This window comes from Pelagibacterium sp. (assembly GCF_965249125.1).
In the GTDB taxonomy this organism is placed as follows: Bacteria; Pseudomonadota; Alphaproteobacteria; order Rhizobiales; family Devosiaceae; genus Pelagibacterium.
Genome location: NZ_OZ252217.1, coordinates 699292 through 717565, shown reverse-complemented (window position 1 = coordinate 717565; position 18274 = coordinate 699292). Strand labels below are relative to the sequence as shown.

The following is an 18274-nucleotide window of genomic DNA, read 5'->3' as shown; positions in this document are numbered from 1 at the left end:
TGAGCCGGGATCCAGTAAACGGCAGCGACTGCGGATCGTTCGCGGAGGCTGAGTGTACTGGGCCCCGGCTCAGGGCCGGGGTGACCAAGTGGTGGGATGGCGATGGCAATTTTCACCACCGCTGTCCCGGGCAAAGACCCGGAACCCAGCGGGGCATGCCGCGCCACCGGCAGGTGTGGCGGCGCACATGGACCCCGGCTTTCGCCGGGGAAGCAATCGAGGGAGGACCGGTCGACATCTTCAGCAGTCATCTTGAGGATGCATTTTTTCTGGCTGGCATTGGCGTGCCCACCTCCCCAGCCGTCATCCCGGCCCTGAGCCGGGATCCAGTAAACGGCAGCGTCGGGGGAATGATCGCTCGGTCCTGGTGTATTGGACCCCGGCCCAAGGCCGGGGTGACCAAGTGGGGGGTGCGGGCGATGCGCCACCAATTTGCTCACCGCCGGACGTCCTGACCATGCTCTACGACATCCGCCTCAAGCTCGATTATGCCTATGACGCTCCGGTTTCGGGCGGGCGGCATCTGGTGCGGGTGTTTCCGGCCAATTTGCCGGGCATCCAGCGCGTGGTTGCGTCAAGCCTGACCGTCGATCCCCAGCCCGCCGAATGCTCCGAATTCACCGATTTCTTCGGCACCCGCGTGGCAGCGCTCGCCTATCGCAGCGCCCATGACGCTCTCGAGATCGCCATAGCGGCCCGCGTCGAGGTGCTGCGCGGCGAGCCGGGCATCGATTTCACCCCAACGCCGGACGCGTTACGGGCCGAGATCGCTGGCAACTGGGATATGGGAGCGCTTTCCCCGCACCATTTTCTGGGCGCGAGCCCGCGTATCGCCATCGATCCTGCCATCACCGCCTATGCGGCAGCCAGCATCCGGCAGGGGATTTCGGTGCGCGAGCTGGCGCACCATCTGTGCCTGCGCATTCATGCCGATTTCGCCTATGACGGGGAAGCGACGCTTGTCGATACTCCCGTCGACGAGGCCTTCGCGCTGCGGCGCGGCGTATGCCAGGATTTCGCGCACATCATGATCGCCGGCCTGCGCGGGCTGGGCGTGCCGGCGGGCTATGTCTCGGGGTTCCTGCGCACCATCCCGCCCGAGGGCGAAGAGCGGCTCGAAGGCGCCGACGCCATGCATGCCTGGGTGAAGGTGTGGTGCGGGCGCGAAACCGGTTGGGTGGAGTTCGACCCCACCAACGCGATCTTTGCCGGCGAGGACCATATCGTCATCGGCTATGGGCGCGACTATTCCGACGTCACCCCGATCGTGGGCATGCTGCGCTCGGCCGGCGGGCAGGAAACGACGCAGGCCGTCGACGTTTTGGAAGTCGCCTAGAGCATTTCAGCGCTTCCTTGAATCGCTTCAATTGCTCTAAGTCTTTGTTTTATCGCGCTTCCGAACCGGATAAGTGGTAGCCACTTATCCTGGAAGCGCTCTAGCGCGCTAAACATTCCCCATGCGACGGGCCATGAATTTTTCGAGCCCCACGAACCCGTCATAGATCAAAACCGCCAAAGCCCCCACGATCAACCCGCCCTGCAAAACGAATGCGGTGTTGCCCGAAACCAGCCCGGCGATGATGACTTCGCCCAGGGTGCGGGCGGCGACGGTGGAGCCGATGGTGGCTGTCGAGAGCGAAATGACCGCAGACAGCCTGATGCCCGCAAGGATCACCGGCAGGGCGAGCGGCAGTTCGACCCCGGAAAGCCGCTGCCAGCCGGTCATGCCCGTGCCGCGCGCCGCCTCGCGCACCGAAGGAGCGAGCGAGGTCAGCCCGGTCAGGGCATTCTCGAAAATCGGCAGCAGGCCGTACAAAAACAGCGCCACCAGCGTCGGCCCGGTGCCGAACCCGAGCATGGGCACGGCCAGCGCCAAAACCGCGACGGGCGGAAAGGTCTGCCCGATATTGGCGATGGCGCGCGAGAGCGGCAGAAATTCCTCCCCGAACGGACGGGTGACGAGGATGGCCAGCCCGACGGCAAACAGCGTTGCCAATACCGTGGCGAACCCCACGATGGCCAGATGGCTCAGCGTCAGCGAAAGAATGGTTGTCTGGGTGTAGATCGGCGGCGTGCCCTCGCGCACCAGCGGCACAAACAGGGGCGCAAAGCTTTGCGGCGTGACGATGAACGTCACGAGCAGCGCCAATACCGCCAGCCGAATGACGACCCCGATCCTCATTGCGGCCGCGCTGCCCGTTTTTCCAGAGCGGCGCGGGTGACGATGCCGACCGGGACGCCGTCCTTCGTCACCGGCAGGGCCGGGCGTTGCGACCACAGCATTTCCGAATAGGCATCGCGCAGCGAGAGCTGGGTGTCGACCGGCTGGCCTGTCGCTTCGCCCGGCTCGAGGACGGAGGAAACGTGATCGAGGGTCAAAAGCCGGAACGCCTTGTCCCCTGACCCCAGCATCGCCTCGACGAAATCGTCGACGGGATTGGCGATGATTTCTTGCGGAGAGGCGTATTGCAAAACCTTGCCCTCGCTCATCACCGCGATGCGGTCGCCCAACCGTATCGCTTCGTCCATGTCGTGAGTGACGAGGACCACGGTGGTGCCCAGGCGCTGCTGGATTTCGACAAGATCGGCCTGCGCCTTGGCGCGAATGATCGGATCGAGCGCGCCGAACGGCTCGTCCATGAGCAGGACCAGCGGCCCCGCCGCCAAGGCGCGCGCGACACCGACGCGCTGTTTCTGGCCACCGGAAAGTTCATGGGGCATGCGCGAACGGTACTGATCGGGTTCGAGCTGGAACATCTCCAAAAGCTCGTCCACCCGCGCCGAAATCTTTTGCCTGTCCCAGCCCAAAAGGCGCGGAACGGTGCCGATATTGTGCGCCACGTCGCGATGGGGAAACAGCCCGTGCCCCTGAATGGCGTAGCCGATCTGGCGGCGCAGTTCGTAAGGGGGCAGATCGTGGGTGTCGCGGCCGTCGATGCGGATGGTGCCGGCGCTTGGTTCGACCAGCCGGTTGATCATGCGCAACAGCGTCGTCTTGCCCGAACCGGACGTGCCCACGATTGCGACGATCTCCCGGCTGGGAATGGAGAGCGTCACATCGTCGACAACGGCGCGGCCGTCATAGGTCTTGGTGAGATTGTCGATTTCGATCATTGTCCTGCCCTCTGGCGGCCCTGGCTCAATTCCACGCCTGCATCGAGCACGATGGCCGCCGCGAACGCCATGGCAACGGCGGGGATCGCCCCGAGCAAAACGAGCGGCATGGCGGTTTGCGAAATGCCCTGGAAGACAAAGGTGCCAAGCCCCCCGCCCCCGATCAGCCCGGCGATGACCGCCAGACCGATATTCTGGACCAAAATGATGCGGATGCCGGTGAGGATCACCGGGAAAGCCAGCGGCAACAGAACGCCTCTCATGCGCTGGCCATTGGTCATGCCCATGCCCCGCGCCGCCTCGTTGGCATCGCGCGGCACGCCATCGAGCCCGACGACAGTGTTGGAAACGATCGGCAGCAGCGAATAGGCAAACAGCGCCAGAAAGGCCGGCGCATAGCCGATGCCGCCGATCCCCAGTTCGCGCGCACCGGGCACATTGGCGCCAACCCACGCCATGGGCACGATCAGAAGCCCGAACAACGCAATCGAAGGCACTGTCTGAACGACATTGAGACTGCCCAGAATTCCGGCCCGCACGCGCGGTATGCGGTAGCAGATAATGCCCACAGGAACCCCGATCAGCACCGCCGCGGCGACCGATCCGAAGGCGAGGAACAGATGGACCTGCAATTGCGCAAGGAACGCCGCCTGCCGGCCCTGATATTCCCGCATCACCGCCAGATCGTCCCAAAGCCCCGAAGCAAGGATGCCCCAAAGCACCGCTGCCACGGCAATGAGGATGCCCACCCGCGCGAACGGGCCGAGCCGCAGCCGGGCCAGCGCGTCGGTTGCCGCCAGCGCAAAGGCGAACACCATGATCCACACCCCCGAGCCGGGCGAGACGCGGGCATAGCTATCGCCTTCGGGGATCGAAGCGGTTGACCCGATGCCCACAGCGACCGCCAGCGCAACGAGCGCGAGGCTGGACACCCCCAGCCGGATGGCCAGCGGGGTCTTGAGCAGGAGGATCAACAGCGCAACACCGAGCCCGCCATAGAGCACGATGCCGCCGACGCCCAGAGCCTCCCAGGCGGGAACGGCCTCGCCGGGCACGATCCGGTTGGCACGGAAGATGAGAAAGGACTGAAAGACCAGCGCGAAAAGCCCGAGGGCGGCAACCACCACTCCGAGCTTGTCGATACGCAATGAATGTGTCCCGGCCCGGGCGAGCGCCGTCAAACTGGTTGGGGCCGCGCGCTCTGGAGCGCGGCCCGTTCCCTTTTAGAGGAAGCCGTTTTCGGTCAGATAGGATTCAGCGACCGCCTCGGCCGGCTCGCCTCCCACCTGCACGCGGCCGTTGAGGTCCTGAAGCACTTCGAGCGTCAGGCTCTCAAACACAGGGGCCAGGATTTCCTCGATCTGCGGATATTCCTCGAGCGCCGCTTCGCGGATGATCGGCGCGGGCGCATAGACCGGCTGCACGCCCATATCGTCATCCATGACCACGAGCCCCGAGGGCGCAATGCCGCCATCGGTGCCATAGACCATCGCCGCGTTGGCGCCCGAGGTCTGGTTGGCCGCAGCCGAAATGGTTGCCGCCGTATCGCCGCCCGAAAGCTGGATCAACTGGTCCGAAGAAAGCTCGAACCCATAGGCTTCCTGAAAGGCCGGCAGGGCGGCGGGAGAGGTCACGAATTCACTCGACGCGGCAAGCACGATCTCGCCGCCATCGGCGATGTAGGCGCCGAAATCGGACATGGTGGCCAGCCCGTTTTCCTCGGCGAGGTCGGACCGCACGGCGATGGCCCATGTGTTGTTGGCGGGCGAAGGCGTGAGCCAGACCACGCCGTTTTCCGCGAGGTCCATTTCGGCAACCCGCTCGAACCCGGCCTGTGCATCGTTCCAGACGTCCTCGTCTTCGAGGCCGAAAAAGAACGCGCCATTGCCCGTATATTCGGGATAGATGTCGATCTGGCCCGCCGCGATCGCTTCGCGCACGATGGGCGTCGCACCAAGCTGGATGCGGTTCTCGGTTTCGATATCGTTGGCCTGCAGCATCTGCGCGATGATGTTGCCCAGAACGCCGCCCTCTGTATCGATCTTGGACGACACGACGACCTGCCCATAGGCGGTCGTGGTCAGCGCGGCGGTGACGGCCGCGCCAGCAATGATGGAAAGCAGTTTCACGGATTTTCTCCCGATCTGGCTCTGGTCATGGACTCAGCCTCGTAGCCTACAGAATGAGACCGGGATGACCACCCCTGAGACCAGAAATAATCGTGAACGGATTTTGTTCCGTTTGTGATGGCAGTGGGACGTCTTCCGCTGGAATGGCGGCAGCGCTGCAGGTCCCCGCGTCAAGCGCGAGGACGACGAAGAGTAGCAAACGCTATGGCTTAAGCATTGGCGCTCTTCGGACCTTGACCAGTTGGCGCTATCCTCTCCTTCTCGTCGTCCTCGCGCTTGACGCGAGGACCTGCTGCGCCCGGCAAGCCGGTGACGCAGTTTTATGGCGCTCAGAATGGCGATTTGACGATCTCTTCCCAGAGATCGTCCCAGTGCGGATTGACGTTTTCGATAAGATCGAACTTCCAGGCTCGGCGCCAGCGCTTCAAATTCTTCTTGCGCTGGATTGCCAGGGGCATGGTTGCGTGGACTTCGTAAAAAACGAGGCGCGAAATATTGTAGCGGGAGGCATGCCCTTTCGTCTGCTTTTCGCGATGTTGGTATATGCGGGCAACGATATCGCTGGTCACGCCAATATAGGTCGCCCCGCGGCGCCTATTGGCAATGATGTAGACATAGCCACCCATCGGGAAACTCGGGCATGAGAACGGCGATGCGTCAAGGACAGTCTTCTGCCGGGGTGGTAGCAACGCTGCAGGTCCCCGCGTCGAGCGCGAGGACGACGAGGGGGAGAAGGTGGTGGGCGATGGTCGAACGTTCGGGAAATTCGGACATGAGAACGGCGATGCGTCAAGGACAGTCTTTGCCGATGGGGCTTGGGAATGCAGCGGGTCCCCGCGTCGAGCGCGAGGACGACGAGGGGGAGAACGTGGCGACCGATGGGCGAACTCTGGCGAGTGCCGATGTTCAGCCAGAGCGTTCGTTACTCTTCGTCGTCCTCGCGCTTGACGCGGGGACCTGCTGCGCCCGGGAAACCGCTGACGCAGTTTATGCCGCTTATGACATCGTGTCCGATACGCCCATCCGATAGGGCAGATAGCCGATGAACCCGGTGAGCTTCCACGCTCCATCGATCCGCGCCAGGGTATAGACGGACTGCCAGTTTAGGACGTCGAACGTGCCGTCTTTCATGGCGACCTTGCCGTCGAATTTCTTGTGGGCCAGCGCCCGGTCGCCGGTGATTTCGATTTCGGTGAGGCGCGTTGCGCCGAAAACGCCGGCCCGGGCGGTTTCGAGTTCGGCGCGGGGCGCGAAATCGCGGGCGCCGGCCAGCCAGGAATCGCGATAGGCCCCCAGCGTCGGAAAGCTCACCCGCCAATCGTCGGGATCGGCCGACGCCTTGCCGTCAATCCCCATGAAACGGTCGGCGGCGAAATCGGGTTCGACCATCGACCAGTCACAGGCAAGGAACGCCTCGATGTCGCGCGCCACCAGCATTTCCCAGACGGCATGGCGATCCGGATCGCCCGAAAAGGGGTTGAGTGCGTAAAGGTCCATTTATTTCAGCATGTCCCTGTAGATGCCCGGTTTGGAATTGGGGATTTCCATGGCGTCGAGCTTCTTTTTGTAAAATTCGACAGGTCCGGGATCCCCGATCACCGCATAGGCAAAGCCTTTGTCGCGCAAATCCTCGAGCGTTCTGAACAGCAGCGCCTCCCCGATCCCCCGCCCGCGCGCGGATTCGAGCACGCCGGTCGGGCCGAAAAATCCGCGCGCCGTCACGTCGCCACAGGCAAAGCCCAGAAGGCCCGAGGCATCGGTGGCCAGCCACACATCGACGGGCTGGTGGGAGAACCCCACTTCGACCTCGCTGCGCCAATGGCGGGAGAAATGGGCCTCGACCCAATCGGCGACCAGCCCGCGCTCGGGAGGGAGCGCCCGGCGCAGGGTGGCGCCTTGCCCCGCTACGCGCGAATAGTCGTAGGAGGGAAGATCGTAGAGGCGAACGAGAAGGTCCATCAAGCCGCGTCCATATTCTCGAAGCGGTGACGCACAAAATGCCCCGGCTCGACCTCGACCGGCAAGCCCGCCGCCCGGCGGGCCAGCGCCCGCACCTTTTCGATGTTCTCGGCGAACGCCTTGCCCCCATCCGCATCGGCAACGAAGCGGACGTTGGGATCAGGCACCGCCGAAAGGAGCACTTTGGTATAGGCGTGCTGGGGGTTGGAAATAACGCTTTCCGAGGGTCCCCATTCCACCACCTGCCCGCCAAACATCACTGCGGTGTCCTCGGCCAGATAGTGGGCCGTGGCGATATCGTGGGTGATGTAGAGGAAGGTGATGCCGCGCTCGGTCTTCATGCGCTGCATCAGTCCCAGAACCGATTTACGGATGGAAACGTCGAGCATCGAAGTCGGCTCGTCCGCAACGATCAGTTCGGCCCCTACAGCAAGGGCCCGCGCCAGATTGACGCGCTGGCGCTGGCCGCCCGACAGCTCGTGGGGGTATTTTTCCAAGGTCACGGCGGGATCGAGTTCCACATCGGCCAGCACGCCACCCACCGCGTCGGCCAGCGCGCTGCCGCCGAGCTTTTTGTGCAGTTTGAGTGGACGCTCGAGGTGGTGGCGGATGGTGTGAGCCGGGTTGAGGGCTGCAAACGGGTCCTGAAACACCATCTGCACGGCCTGCGAATAGGCGAGTTCATCGGACCGCCCGTGAATATCGGCGATGTTGCGGCCCTTGAACCGAACCTCTCCTTCCGAGAGCCGGAACAGCCGGGTGACGGCGCGCCCGATCGTCGATTTGCCCGAGCCCGACTCCCCAACGATGGCAAGGGCCCTGCCCTGTTCAACGCTCAGCGATACGTTGCGCATGGCCACCACTTCCTTGGCGGCCCCGAACATGGGCTTGAGATGAAAGACTTTCGAGGCGTTGTCGATTTCGAGAAGCGGAGTGTCGGTCATCAGCTTGCCTCCCTCACGGCAATGCGCGGCATCGCATCCCAGAGCTTGCGTGTGTATTGGTGCTGCGGATCGGAAACGATGGACGCTGTCGAAGCGTGTTCGACGATCTCGCCCTCCAGCATCACCGCGATCCGGTCGGCAAACTGGCTCATCAGCGCCAGATCGTGCGTGATGAACAGGATCGAAAACCCGAACCGCGCCTTGAGCGCCATGATTTCCTGCAAGATTTCGCGCTGCACCACAACGTCAAGTGCAGTGGTGGGCTCGTCCATGACGATAAGCTTGGGATTGAGCGCCAGCGCCATGGCCAGAACCACCCGCTGGCGCATGCCGCCCGAAAGCTGATGCGGGTAATCGTCGAGCCGGGCGGCGGGGATTCCCACGAGGGCCACAAGCTCTTCGGCCCGCGCCCGGATTTCGGGTTTGGAGAGTTTCGTATGGCGGGCCAGCATGTCGCGAAACTGCTCGAACAGCGTGAGCACCGGATTGAGCGAGTTCATGGCACTCTGGAACACCATGGACACCGAAGACCAGCGCCATCTTTCAAGCTTTGCCGCCGGCATGGCAAGAACGTCGGTGCCATCGATGGTGATCGTGCCCTTCGAGATGATGGCGGGCGGACGGTGCAGGCGCATCAGGGAAAAGGCGATTGTCGATTTCCCGCAGCCGGACTCTCCGGCCAGCCCCATCACCTCGCCCTGCCCGATGTCGAAATCGACGCTTCTGACGGCGGTGAACAGGCCCTTGCCGGTGAGATAATCGACCTGAAGCCCGCGAACCGAAACCAAAGCGCTCATTGTGCCGCCTCCAGCTTGCCCGCCGCGCGCTGGCGGTCGAGCTTTTCCTGTGCTTTGGCGGCCGCCGCAATGGTGCCGAGCGTGCGCAGGCGTGGGTTGGAGATTTCGTCGACACCGAAATTGAGCAGCGACAGCCCGATGCCGATACCGGCCACAGCGGCAGCCGGTGCCAGCACTTCCCACCACGCCCCAACGGTGATCGCCGAGGAATTTTGCGCATGGTAGAGCATGGTGCCCCACGAAACCGACATGGGATTGCCCAGACCCAAAAACTCGAGCGTGGCCTGGGTGATGATCGTGTAGGTCACCGAGCCGATGAAATTGAACCCGATGATCGAGAGCAGATTGGGCAGCAATTCCACAAAGATCATCCGGTGTGCCGGTTCGCCGATCAGTTCGGACGCCTGGATATATTCGCGTTGCCGCAGCGTCATGGTTTGGGCGCGGGTGACGCGGGCGCCCCATGCCCATGAGGTGACGCCAATGATGATGGCAATGACGAAAGGCGAGGTCTGACCGACGAAAGCGGCGATGACCAGCAGCAGCGGAAGCTGGGGGATGACGAGAACGACATTGGTGCAGAAATTGATGACTTCGTCGATCAGACCGCCGAAATAGCCCGCCGCGATCCCCAGCACGGTGCCGATGATCACCACCAGAAGGCCCGCGAACAGGCCCACGGCCAGCGAGGTGCGGGTGCCGTAGATCAGTTGGGCGAAGACGTCGCGGCCCATGCGCGTCGTGCCCATGAGCGTTTCGGCATCGGGCGGCGTGTGGGGGCGCCCCACCCGGCCCATCGGGTCGGCATTGAGGATCATCGGCCCGAAAATGGCGACGGCGATATAGGCCAGGACGATGACCAGTCCGATGGCGGCCTTGCGGTTGCGCAGGAAGACTTTGAGGGTTTCAACCATGGTTTCAGGCCCTCCGCAGACGCGGGTCGAGCAGCACATAGAGCAGATCGACGATGAGATTTGCGGTGAGGATGGCCAGCGTCATGATGAGCAGCTGGCCCTGGATCAGCGGATAGTCGCGGGTGACGATGCCGATATAGAGGGTCTGGCCAAGGCCGGGATAGTTGAACACCACCTCGGTGACCAGCGAGCCGCCAAGGATGGCGCCCAGCGTCAATCCCAGTGAGGTCACCGAGGGCAACAGCGCGTTGCGGGCGGCGTAGTTGAACTTCACCCGGCGCTCCGAGAGCCCCTTGGCCAGCCCCATGATGACGTGATCCTCGCCGAGCTGGCCGATCATGTTGTTGCGCATGGTGACCAGATACCCGCCGACGAAAACGATCATCAGCGAAACGACCGGCATTAGCGCGTGGATAAAGACCGAGCTGATATAGGCCCACGTGAACCCCGGATCGAGGCTGGGGTTGAAGGCATAGCCCGTCGGCAGCCAGCGCAGCGCCACCCCGAAGACGAAAAGCGCCACAATCGCGATCACCACGGGCGGGATGGCCTGCAGCGCCAGCGAGGCGGGGGTTATAACCGCGTCGAGGGGCCCGCCGCGCTTCCAGGCGGCAAAAATGCCCATCAGCGTGCCGAACGCGAAGGCGAGCACGGTCGCGCACCCGGCCAGCAGCAGCGTCCAGGGCAGCGCATAGCCGAGGCGCTCGTTGACGGTCTGGGGGAAGAACCGGATCGAATAGCCCAGATCGCCGGTAAAAACCGATTTGAGATAGGAGAAATACTGCTCGTGCAGCGGACCTGTCGCGAACCCGAAGGTTTCGATCAGCGCGGCCCGCGCTTCGGGCGGAATTGTCAATTGCGCCTGGGCGAACATGATGTCGATGGGGTTACCCGGCATCAGCCGCGGCAGCATGAAATTGATCGTCGCGGCGACGAAAAACGCCACTATATAAAAGCCCAGACGGCGCAGGATGAAGGCCATTGTCTCTCTCCGCTGTCGAAAAGGAAAGGCGGCGCGGCCCATAATGGAACCGCGCCGTTCGGAGGAGGAGGACTAGTTTTCGACCGGCCGCAGGGCCAGAAGGTGCAACAGGCGCTCGGGAACACCCGAATAGACCACCGGACGCGCGACGGGGTTGTCGGCGTTGAAGAACCCGGTGAACCGCGCGGTGTTGTACTCGTACCAGAGCGGGTTGTTGAACACGTTGATGAGCGGCATGTCCTCGGCGATCAGCATCTGGATCTCGTTCATCAACTCGGTCTGCTCGGCTTCATCCGTTGTCCCGTTGAACGCATCGAGCGCCGCGTCGAGTTCGGGATTGGTGTAGCGCGAGGACTGGAAGCGGCTCTGGCCGATATGGCGCGAATGCAGCGACTGGTCCATGAAGTAGTGCGGGGTCACCCCGGTGGTCACCGAGTTGATGGCCGCCTGATAGTCGCCGGCGATCAGCTGGTCGGTCCAGGCCGGGCTTTCCGGTGTCTGCATCGAAGCGTTGATGCCAAGCTCGTTCAGGCCCTCGACGGCAAGCTGCACGGTGTTGACCCAGTCGGTCCAGCCGTTCGGCACGATGATCGAAAACGCGATCGGCTCGCCGCTGGGGCTGTCGATGAACCCGTCGCCATCGGCGTCCGCATACCCGGCCTCGTCGAGCAGCGCGCGGGCGCCTTCGATATCGAACTGGGTGTAATCGCCGTATTCGGCTTCAACTTCGGGGTTGTTCCAGGAGTGATAGGCCCGGCCAAGACCCGAGGGATAGTCGTTGACGGTCGGATAGCCATAGCCCGCGATATCAACCATCGCCTGACGGTCCATGGCCATCGAGAAGGCACGGCGGAACGCGACGTCGTTGAACGCTTCGTCAAGGCCGGGCTCTGTGGTTTCCATGTTGAGCGAGAAGAACACCGGGGACCCGGCGGGGAACCAGTAGCCGTGATTGTCCGGATCGGTGCCCACATAGGTGCGCTCGATATCGGGCAGGAACGAGCCGAACCAGTCAAGCTCGCCATTGGCGGCGGCGGTCAGCACCTGGTCGTTGTTGGCAAGCTGGGGCAGGCGCACGCAATCGACATGCAGGCTTTCCGCATCCCAGTAGTTGGGGTTGGCGCACTGGATATATTCCTGCGGCGTGAAGCGCTCGATTTCGGTCAGCGGACCCGAACCGACTGTTGTGTTGTTCGAATAGGTCACCGGATCGCCGACCTCGGCCCAGATGTGCTCGGGTACCGGATAGACCTGCACGAGCTGGTAGATCAGCCCCGCATCGATCTCTTTCATTCGGATCTCTACGGTGCGGTCATCGACGGCGGTGACGCTGTCGAGCTTGGGCCATACGGCGCGGGCGTCGAGGGCGGGATATTCGGCCATCAGATCGAAGGTGAAGGCCACATCGTTCGCCGTGAGCGGCATGCCGTCCGACCAGGTCAGCCCTTCGCGCAGGGTGAAGGTGAGGGTCAGAAGATCGTCGGAATATTCATACGATTCCGCGAGCCGGTATTCCGGCGTGCCGCCCTGCAGGGCGTTAAAGATCACCAGCGGCTCATACATGAAATCGATCACTGTTGGCAGAACGGTGGTGGTGTTGAACGGATTGTAGTTCTCGACCCAGGCGGTCAGCTGCTGGGGCACGATGGTGAGGATGGCGCGATCGTCCTCCTGCGCCCGGGCCATGCCGGCCGGCAGGACCAGGACGCTGGCCAGCAGCGCTCCCTTGAGAAAATTGGCAGTCATGAGTGTTGCACTCCCTCCAGTTGCACCGCGGCCCCTTCGCCGCGGCTGACAGATGTTCCCTCCCCGACGGCACATGCGCCGGGATACGCCGAAAAGCGCGGGGACCATTGTGGGCTGGCAAGGGAGGGGGCTGTCACGGGTGCTTTTCCGTCAATTGCGCACCCAAAACCGGCAAAACCGTCAAAATCGAAATTAAGGGGTGTGACCGGCTTTATGTATTCTACCATGGTCATATGAATAGACGATGTCACAGGCTGGAGCGAGGGGCTTCGGGCTGGAGGGGAAGGGAGAAACGAGGATGGGCGCGTTTGGGCTGGCACCGAAGGGTTTCCGCGGCCGCCTGTTTGCGATCCTGATCGCCATCACCACCATTCCGCTGGTACTGACGGCAACGGTGTTCTTTTCCATCCTCAACGCCAATGTCGAAGAGGAAACCTTCGCCCGCCTCGCCTTCGTGCGCGACGCCAAGCTTTCCGAGCTCGACCAGTACCTGACCTTCGCCTTCCGGCAGGCCGATTCCCTGACCAAATCGAATGCCGTTCGTTACTCCATCGGCGATTTCTATGGCTTTTCCTACGCCTTTCGCCAGATCGATCCCGACCCGCAGGCGGCCCGCGACGTGCTGCAGGCGATCTTCGGCATCGGCGACGGCGCCACCGCCAACGACGGTCAATTTGCGCCCGATACCGACGCGATGGTCTCCAATGCGCTGGAATACGCCAACGCCCACCAGCGCTTTCACGAGGAATATTCGAGCTTCATCCGCTCGGCCGAATTCGACAATCTCTATCTGGTCAACACCGATGGAAGGGTCGTTTATTCGGTCGAAAAGGACGCCTATCTCGGCGGCGATCTCGATGGCGACATGGCCGGCACGACGCTCGGCCAACTGTCCGCGGCGACCCTTGCCGGGACCGATCCCATCCGCATCGCCGATTTCGCCTTCGACCCCGAGACCGGAGCTTTCGGCGCCTATGTCGCGGTGCGCGTGGAATTTTACCAGCGCCCGCGCGGCGTGGCGATATTTCGCCTGCCCGCAAGCGGGGTCAGCACCATCGTCCAGTCCCAGGAAGGGGAAACCGGCAATTTCTATATGATCGCCGGCAATGGACGACTGGTGTCCGCGCCCGGCGACTATGATCTTCCCGTCGGAGAAGTGGTTCCCACGCCCGAGACCGATCAACCGGCAACCGCAACCGCACTGGTCGGCGAGGGCCTGTCGGGCGGACGCGCGCTGGCCGCATGGGGACCTGTCAATTTCGGCGACACCCAATGGGCTCTGGTCGCCGAAGTGCCCACGAGCACGGCCTTTGCCAATTCCGAGGCGCTGACCCGCTTTGTCCTGATGATCGCCGCCATCGCCCTGCCCATCCTGTTCTGGGTGGCGTACCTGCTCTCACGCACGATGACCGCGCCGCTGCAAAAGCTGACCGACGTGGCAGAATCGATAGCCGCCGGAGACCTCGAACGGACGATGCCCAGCGTCGAGCGCCCGACCGAATTGGGCCGGCTTGCCGAAAGCTTCAAGCGCATGCGCGACGCCATTCGCGCCCAGCTTTCCCTGATCGGGCAAAAGAATGTCGAGCTTGAACGCCACGTCAAACTGATCGAGGAAAAAAACGCCGCGCTGGAAGAGGCCGACAGGCTGAAAGACACCTTCGTTGCCAACACCAGCCATGAATTGCGTACACCGCTGAACGGCATCATCGGCATTTCCGAAACGCTGTCGGCCGGCGCGGTGGGCGAATTGACCCCGCCCCAGCGCAGCCAGCTCGACCTGATTTCGTTTTCGGCGCGCCGCCTGTCCCGGCTGGTCGACGACCTTATCGACATCTACCGCATCCGCCAGGGCCGCATGCGCCTCGACATCCACCCCGTCCATGTGGCGACCTCGATCCGCAACGTCATGCAGCTTGCCGAGCCGCTGCTGCGCGGCGAGCCGGTGACCCTCGACGTCGATATCCCCGAAACCATCCCCTATGTGATGGCCGACCCGGTGCGCTTCGAACAGGTGCTCTACAACCTCCTTGGCAATGCCATCAAATACACAGATCAGGGCTCGATCTCGATCACCGCATGGCGGGCTGGGGACGCCGTCGCGGTTGCCGTCACCGATACCGGCGTCGGCATTGCGCCCGACAGTCTCGAACGCATCTTCCAGCCGCTCGAACGCGGTGAAAGCCCCGAAATGATCGCCAAGCCGGGCGGCGCGGGATTGGGCCTGACCATTGCCCGGCAACTGGCCAGCGCCATGCATGGCAAGCTGGCCGCGCAGTCCGATCTGGGTAAGGGCTCGCGCTTCGTGCTCGAAGTGCCGGTCGCCGAAACCGAGGAGACCGAAACCGAAATCCTCACCTATGGCGAACGCAGCGAAGGCTTGCGCGAAACCATGGGCATGCTTTTGGCCGACACCGCCGAAATGAACGCCGCCAATGCCGATGAAGCGCCGGTGATCCTCGTTGTCGATGACGAGCCGATCAACATCCAGGTGCTGCGCAACGTGCTGGCCCCCCAGGGCTATATAGTGCGCGCCGCCGAAAACGGCATGGATGCGCTGGCCGCTATCGAAAGCCACAAGCCCGACCTCGTGGTGCTCGACGTGATGATGCCGCAGATGGGCGGGCTCGAAGTCGCCAAACGCCTGCGCGACCGCTATGGGCTGCTCGACCTGCCCATCATCATGGTCACCGCCCGCTCGCGTACAAGGGACGTGATCGCCGGGTTCGAGCACGGGGCCAATGATTATGTGGTCAAGCCCTTCGTCAAGGACGAGTTGCTGGCCCGTATCGCGACGCTCCTCGAGGCAGGCCGCGCCCGTGGCACGGCACGCGAAAACATCGAACTGAAATCGGAAATCGAGCGCCGCGTGCAGGTCGAGGATGCCCTGCGGCTCTCCCAGCAGCGCATGGCGCGACTGCTCGATACGCTGGAAGCGGGGCTGCTTGGTGTGAGCGAGACCGGCCGCATCACCTATGCCAATCAGGCCGCCTCCGTGCTTGCCGGCCGCGTCATCGACCCTGGCAAGACGCTGCTGAGCGATCTTTTGACCCCGACCATGGTCGACGCCATGACCCGCACCATCGCCGATGAAGGCCGGGTGGCGCTCGACGAGGTGCCACTGGGGCGCTCGGGCAATCCGGTGCTGCTCAACGCCTTCGAGATCGACGCCGATGCGGGGGGCGGTTTTGCGCTGGTCATCACCCCCGATACCGCCGAGACCCGTCAGCAGACCGACCATCTGGTGCGCTCGGTTCAGGGCGTTCTCGACACCGTGGGCCCGGTGCTGATCGAGCAACAGGCAGCGCCGTCCAACCCCGTCGCGTCGGACGCGGCTCCGCCTCCGGGCAAGGAAGCCTATCGCGAGACCATCGTGGCGGTGATGACCCAATCGATCGCGCTGTGGCGCCGCGCCAGGGGCGGCTCGAAAATCGACTTCGCCGAAAAGAGCGGCGTGTGGCGGGTCAATCTCGACCGCTCATCGCTTCAGGCGAGAACGCTCGACAAATACCTGCTGATCGAAACCCTTCCCGCCAACCCGCGCTGGCGCGACGTGATCCAGACAGCCGAGTTCGTCATGGCCGATGTGGAACCCCAGATCGGGCAGAACGACGAGCTTTCTACCCAATACGAGCAATTGCGCGCCAACACCCAGACCCTGCGCGACCTGGTGCGTGAACACATCCTCCCCAAGCCCCGGGGAGATACCGAACCGGCAGGCGTCCAGGACGCCTGACCGACCCCCTCCCGAACCTCCGATTTTCAAAAGGCTGCCCCTATGCCCACGTCATCATTCCGCCTTGAAGCGGACTGGAACCCTGAAATCGCGACACCCGGCCAGCTCAGGATGGCCCTGGTCAACACCGGCGATCATCCGGTGGAAGGCTTCGCGCTGGGCGTAACCTCATTGTTCCGCATCAAGCCCGACAGCCCCATCGAGGGCGCGCGCCTTATCGAGCAATTGTCCAATTACCATCTGCTCGCCCCCATGGAGGGGTTCGTTCTGGAGCCTGGCGGGCGTTGGGAGATCGTGGCGAAACAGATTTCCCACACCCTGCGGCACTATACCTACGGCCCCAAATCCGCCGCCGTCACGCTGGCCGACGGAACCATGGTGCTGCCCGAAATCGCGCCGATGACGCTAAAGGGCGAACCGGGTGCGCCGACCATCGTTCATCCCGCGCGCCAGCCGCTGCCCGGCGATCAGACCACGATCAGCGTCATCCCTTTTCCCGCCGCCGTCGAGGTTGCCGGTAATGCCGTGCCGGCCATGATCGGTTTCGGCGAGGGACCGGAGCCCGCCTATAACGCCTATGAAACGGTCGCCGATCTGGCCCGTCGGCTGTTTCCGGGCGAAACCCTGTTCGGCGACGGACTGCCGGTCCAATGCCTTGCCGAAGAACGGCTGGCCCCGGGCACCTATGAGGTCGTCTTCGGGGAAACCGTGACGCTCCGGGCGGGCGATACCGATGGTTTCCAGCATGGCTTCATCACGCTCGCCCAGATGCTGCGCGGCGCGCAAAAACATCCCGAAGATTTCAGCTTTCCAACCTCGGGCACCATATCGGACGCCCCGCGCTTTGGCTGGCGCGGGAGCCATCTCGACGTGGCGCGTCAGGTGTACACAACCGACGAGATCATCGCTTTCCTCGACACCATGGCCTGGAACAAGCTCAACCGCTTCCATATCCATCTCAACGACGATGAAGGCTGGCGGCTCGATGTGCCCGACTATCCCGAGCTTGCCGAAAAGGCCGCATGGCGCGGCCCCGGCGAAATCCTGCCCCCGCTGCTCGGCTCACCCTTTGAAAAGCACGGGTTGGTCTATCGCGCCGCTGACATCACGGCGATAGTCGATCACGGGCTGAGCCTTGGCATCCAGACCATTCCCGAAATCGATATTCCCGGCCATTGCTATTGCGTGCTCAAGGCCCTGCCCCAACTCGCCGACCCCGAAGAGACCGGCATCTATCGCTCGGTGCAATATTTCCCCAACAACGCGCTCAACCCCGCGCTGGACGAGACTTACAAATTCCTCGAAGCGGTCATCAGGACGCTGGTCGAGTTGTTTCCGGCCAAATGGATCCATATCGGGGGCGACGAAGTGGCCGATGCGGCATGGTCCGGCTCGCCCCAGGCCAAATCGCTGCAGGGGCCGAATGGTTGGCAGGGCACATTCGAGCTTCAGAGCCATTTTCTAAAGCAGATCCAGTCGCTGCTGAAAAAATACGGCAAGGACACCGGCGCATGGGAAGAAGCGGCGTTGGGCGGCGGGGTCGACCCCGACCGCTCCTATCTCGTCGCCTGGAAGAAATCGGAAAGCGGGCGCGATCTGGCAATCGCCGGCTATGACGTGGTGCTCGCCCCTGCCGAACACGCCTATTTCGACATGGCCCAATCGACCGAATGGTGGGAACCGGGCGCGAGCTGGGCCGGCACGGTTTCGGTAGAGACCTGCTACGGTTTCGATCCGGCCCACGATTGGCCAGCCGAAGTGCAGGACAAGCTGATCGGCGTGCAATCATGCCTGTGGAGCGAGAACCTCGCTGACCGCAGGCTGTTCGATCACCTGACCTATCCGCGGCTGTCGGCCATCGCCGAGACCGCATGGAGCCCGCGCGAGACCAAGGATTTCGCCCGCTTCATGGCCATCCAGACGCTGATGCCAAAGGCAAGGCTGGGGTAGGACGCG

General features: G+C 63.1%; 15 protein-coding genes. 3 read left to right on the top strand and 12 right to left on the bottom strand.

The annotated features are described in order from the left end of the window. Nucleotides 1-457 precede the first annotated feature (457 nt). On the top strand, nt 458-1336 hold the full coding sequence (locus tag ACP148_RS03580; protein ID WP_425033123.1) for a transglutaminase family protein: 879 nt from the start codon (nt 458-460) through the stop codon (nt 1334-1336). A 108-nt stretch (nt 1337-1444) separates the two neighbouring features. Here ACP148_RS03580 and ACP148_RS03575 read toward each other — a convergent pair whose 3' ends face one another. The 12 genes from ACP148_RS03575 to ACP148_RS03520 form a co-directional block, all read right to left on the bottom strand. Continuing rightward, nucleotides 1445-2182 carry an ABC transporter permease gene (locus ACP148_RS03575; RefSeq protein WP_421951223.1) on the bottom strand — a complete coding sequence of 246 codons (738 nt, stop codon included), beginning with the start codon at nt 2180-2182 and terminating at the stop codon, nt 1445-1447. Next, nucleotides 2179-3114 (bottom strand): ABC transporter ATP-binding protein, encoded by a 936-nt coding sequence (locus ACP148_RS03570; RefSeq protein WP_421951222.1) that lies wholly within the window; start codon nt 3112-3114, stop codon nt 2179-2181. The genes ACP148_RS03575 and ACP148_RS03570 overlap by 4 nt, the downstream gene beginning before the upstream one ends. After that, nucleotides 3111-4262, bottom strand: a complete 1152-nt coding sequence (locus tag ACP148_RS03565; protein ID WP_421951221.1) for an ABC transporter permease — start codon at nt 4260-4262, stop codon at nt 3111-3113. The genes ACP148_RS03570 and ACP148_RS03565 overlap by 4 nt, the downstream gene beginning before the upstream one ends. A 75-nt stretch (nt 4263-4337) precedes the next feature. Further along, nucleotides 4338-5243 carry a glycine betaine ABC transporter substrate-binding protein OsmF gene (gene osmF, locus ACP148_RS03560; RefSeq protein WP_421951220.1) on the bottom strand — a complete coding sequence of 302 codons (906 nt, stop codon included), beginning with the start codon at nt 5241-5243 and terminating at the stop codon, nt 4338-4340. Between the two features lie 329 nt (nt 5244-5572). Beyond that, nucleotides 5573-5869, bottom strand: coding sequence for a GIY-YIG nuclease family protein (locus tag ACP148_RS03555; protein ID WP_421951219.1), 297 nt, complete (start codon nt 5867-5869; stop codon nt 5573-5575). A 370-nt stretch (nt 5870-6239) separates the two neighbouring features. Further along, a complete protein-coding gene (locus ACP148_RS03550; RefSeq protein ID WP_421951218.1) occupies nt 6240-6740 on the bottom strand; it encodes a hypothetical protein in 501 nt (166 codons plus the stop codon). After that, nucleotides 6741-7202, bottom strand: coding sequence for a GNAT family N-acetyltransferase (locus ACP148_RS03545; RefSeq protein WP_421951217.1), 462 nt, complete (start codon nt 7200-7202; stop codon nt 6741-6743). Continuing rightward, on the bottom strand, nt 7202-8146 hold the full coding sequence (locus tag ACP148_RS03540) for an ABC transporter ATP-binding protein (RefSeq protein WP_421951216.1): 945 nt from the start codon (nt 8144-8146) through the stop codon (nt 7202-7204). Before ACP148_RS03540 ends, ACP148_RS03545 begins: the two co-directional genes overlap by 1 nt. Continuing rightward, nucleotides 8146-8943, bottom strand: a complete 798-nt coding sequence (locus ACP148_RS03535) for an ABC transporter ATP-binding protein (RefSeq protein WP_421951215.1) — start codon at nt 8941-8943, stop codon at nt 8146-8148. Before ACP148_RS03535 ends, ACP148_RS03540 begins: the two co-directional genes overlap by 1 nt. Next, entirely contained in the window at nt 8940-9857 is a 918-nt protein-coding gene (locus ACP148_RS03530) for an ABC transporter permease (RefSeq protein ID WP_421951214.1), read from the bottom strand. Before ACP148_RS03530 ends, ACP148_RS03535 begins: the two co-directional genes overlap by 4 nt. A gap of 4 nt (nt 9858-9861) precedes the next feature. Then, nucleotides 9862-10839 carry an ABC transporter permease gene (locus tag ACP148_RS03525; RefSeq protein WP_421951213.1) on the bottom strand — a complete coding sequence of 326 codons (978 nt, stop codon included), beginning with the start codon at nt 10837-10839 and terminating at the stop codon, nt 9862-9864. A gap of 72 nt (nt 10840-10911) precedes the next feature. After that, complete coding sequence (locus tag ACP148_RS03520) at nt 10912-12585, bottom strand: ABC transporter substrate-binding protein (protein ID WP_421951212.1); 1674 nt, start codon at nt 12583-12585, stop codon at nt 10912-10914. Nucleotides 12586-12883: 298 nt separating this feature from the next. Here ACP148_RS03520 and ACP148_RS03515 point away from each other — a divergent pair, with 298 nt between their 5' ends. After that, the gene (locus tag ACP148_RS03515; protein ID WP_421951211.1) at nt 12884-16318 is read left to right on the top strand and encodes a response regulator; all 3435 of its coding nucleotides are present in this window, start codon (nt 12884-12886) and stop codon (nt 16316-16318) included. Between the two features lie 42 nt (nt 16319-16360). After that, a complete protein-coding gene (locus ACP148_RS03510) occupies nt 16361-18268 on the top strand; it encodes a beta-N-acetylhexosaminidase (protein ID WP_421951210.1) in 1908 nt (635 codons plus the stop codon). Nucleotides 18269-18274: the final 6 nt, after the last annotated feature.

Bases quoted from the DNA above. Each gene is read 5' to 3' on its own strand.
- ACP148_RS03510 (WP_421951210.1), top strand. From the start codon at position 16,361: ATGCCCACGTCATCATTCCGCCTTGAAGCGGACTGGAACCCTGAAATC.
- ACP148_RS03570 (WP_421951222.1), bottom strand. From the start codon at position 3,114: ATGATCGAAATCGACAATCTCACCAAGACCTATGACGGCCGCGCCGTT.
- ACP148_RS03525 (WP_421951213.1), bottom strand. From the start codon at position 10,839: ATGGCCTTCATCCTGCGCCGTCTGGGCTTTTATATAGTGGCGTTTTTC.
- ACP148_RS03555 (WP_421951219.1), bottom strand. From the start codon at position 5,869: ATGGGTGGCTATGTCTACATCATTGCCAATAGGCGCCGCGGGGCGACC.
- ACP148_RS03575 (WP_421951223.1), bottom strand. From the start codon at position 2,182: ATGAGGATCGGGGTCGTCATTCGGCTGGCGGTATTGGCGCTGCTCGTG.
- ACP148_RS03545 (WP_421951217.1), bottom strand. From the start codon at position 7,202: ATGGACCTTCTCGTTCGCCTCTACGATCTTCCCTCCTACGACTATTCG.
- ACP148_RS03535 (WP_421951215.1), bottom strand. From the start codon at position 8,943: ATGAGCGCTTTGGTTTCGGTTCGCGGGCTTCAGGTCGATTATCTCACC.
- ACP148_RS03530 (WP_421951214.1), bottom strand. From the start codon at position 9,857: ATGGTTGAAACCCTCAAAGTCTTCCTGCGCAACCGCAAGGCCGCCATC.
- ACP148_RS03580 (WP_425033123.1), top strand. From the start codon at position 458: ATGCTCTACGACATCCGCCTCAAGCTCGATTATGCCTATGACGCTCCG.
- ACP148_RS03540 (WP_421951216.1), bottom strand. From the start codon at position 8,146: ATGACCGACACTCCGCTTCTCGAAATCGACAACGCCTCGAAAGTCTTT.
- ACP148_RS03550 (WP_421951218.1), bottom strand. From the start codon at position 6,740: ATGGACCTTTACGCACTCAACCCCTTTTCGGGCGATCCGGATCGCCAT.
- ACP148_RS03515 (WP_421951211.1), top strand. From the start codon at position 12,884: ATGGGCGCGTTTGGGCTGGCACCGAAGGGTTTCCGCGGCCGCCTGTTT.
- ACP148_RS03520 (WP_421951212.1), bottom strand. From the start codon at position 12,585: ATGACTGCCAATTTTCTCAAGGGAGCGCTGCTGGCCAGCGTCCTGGTC.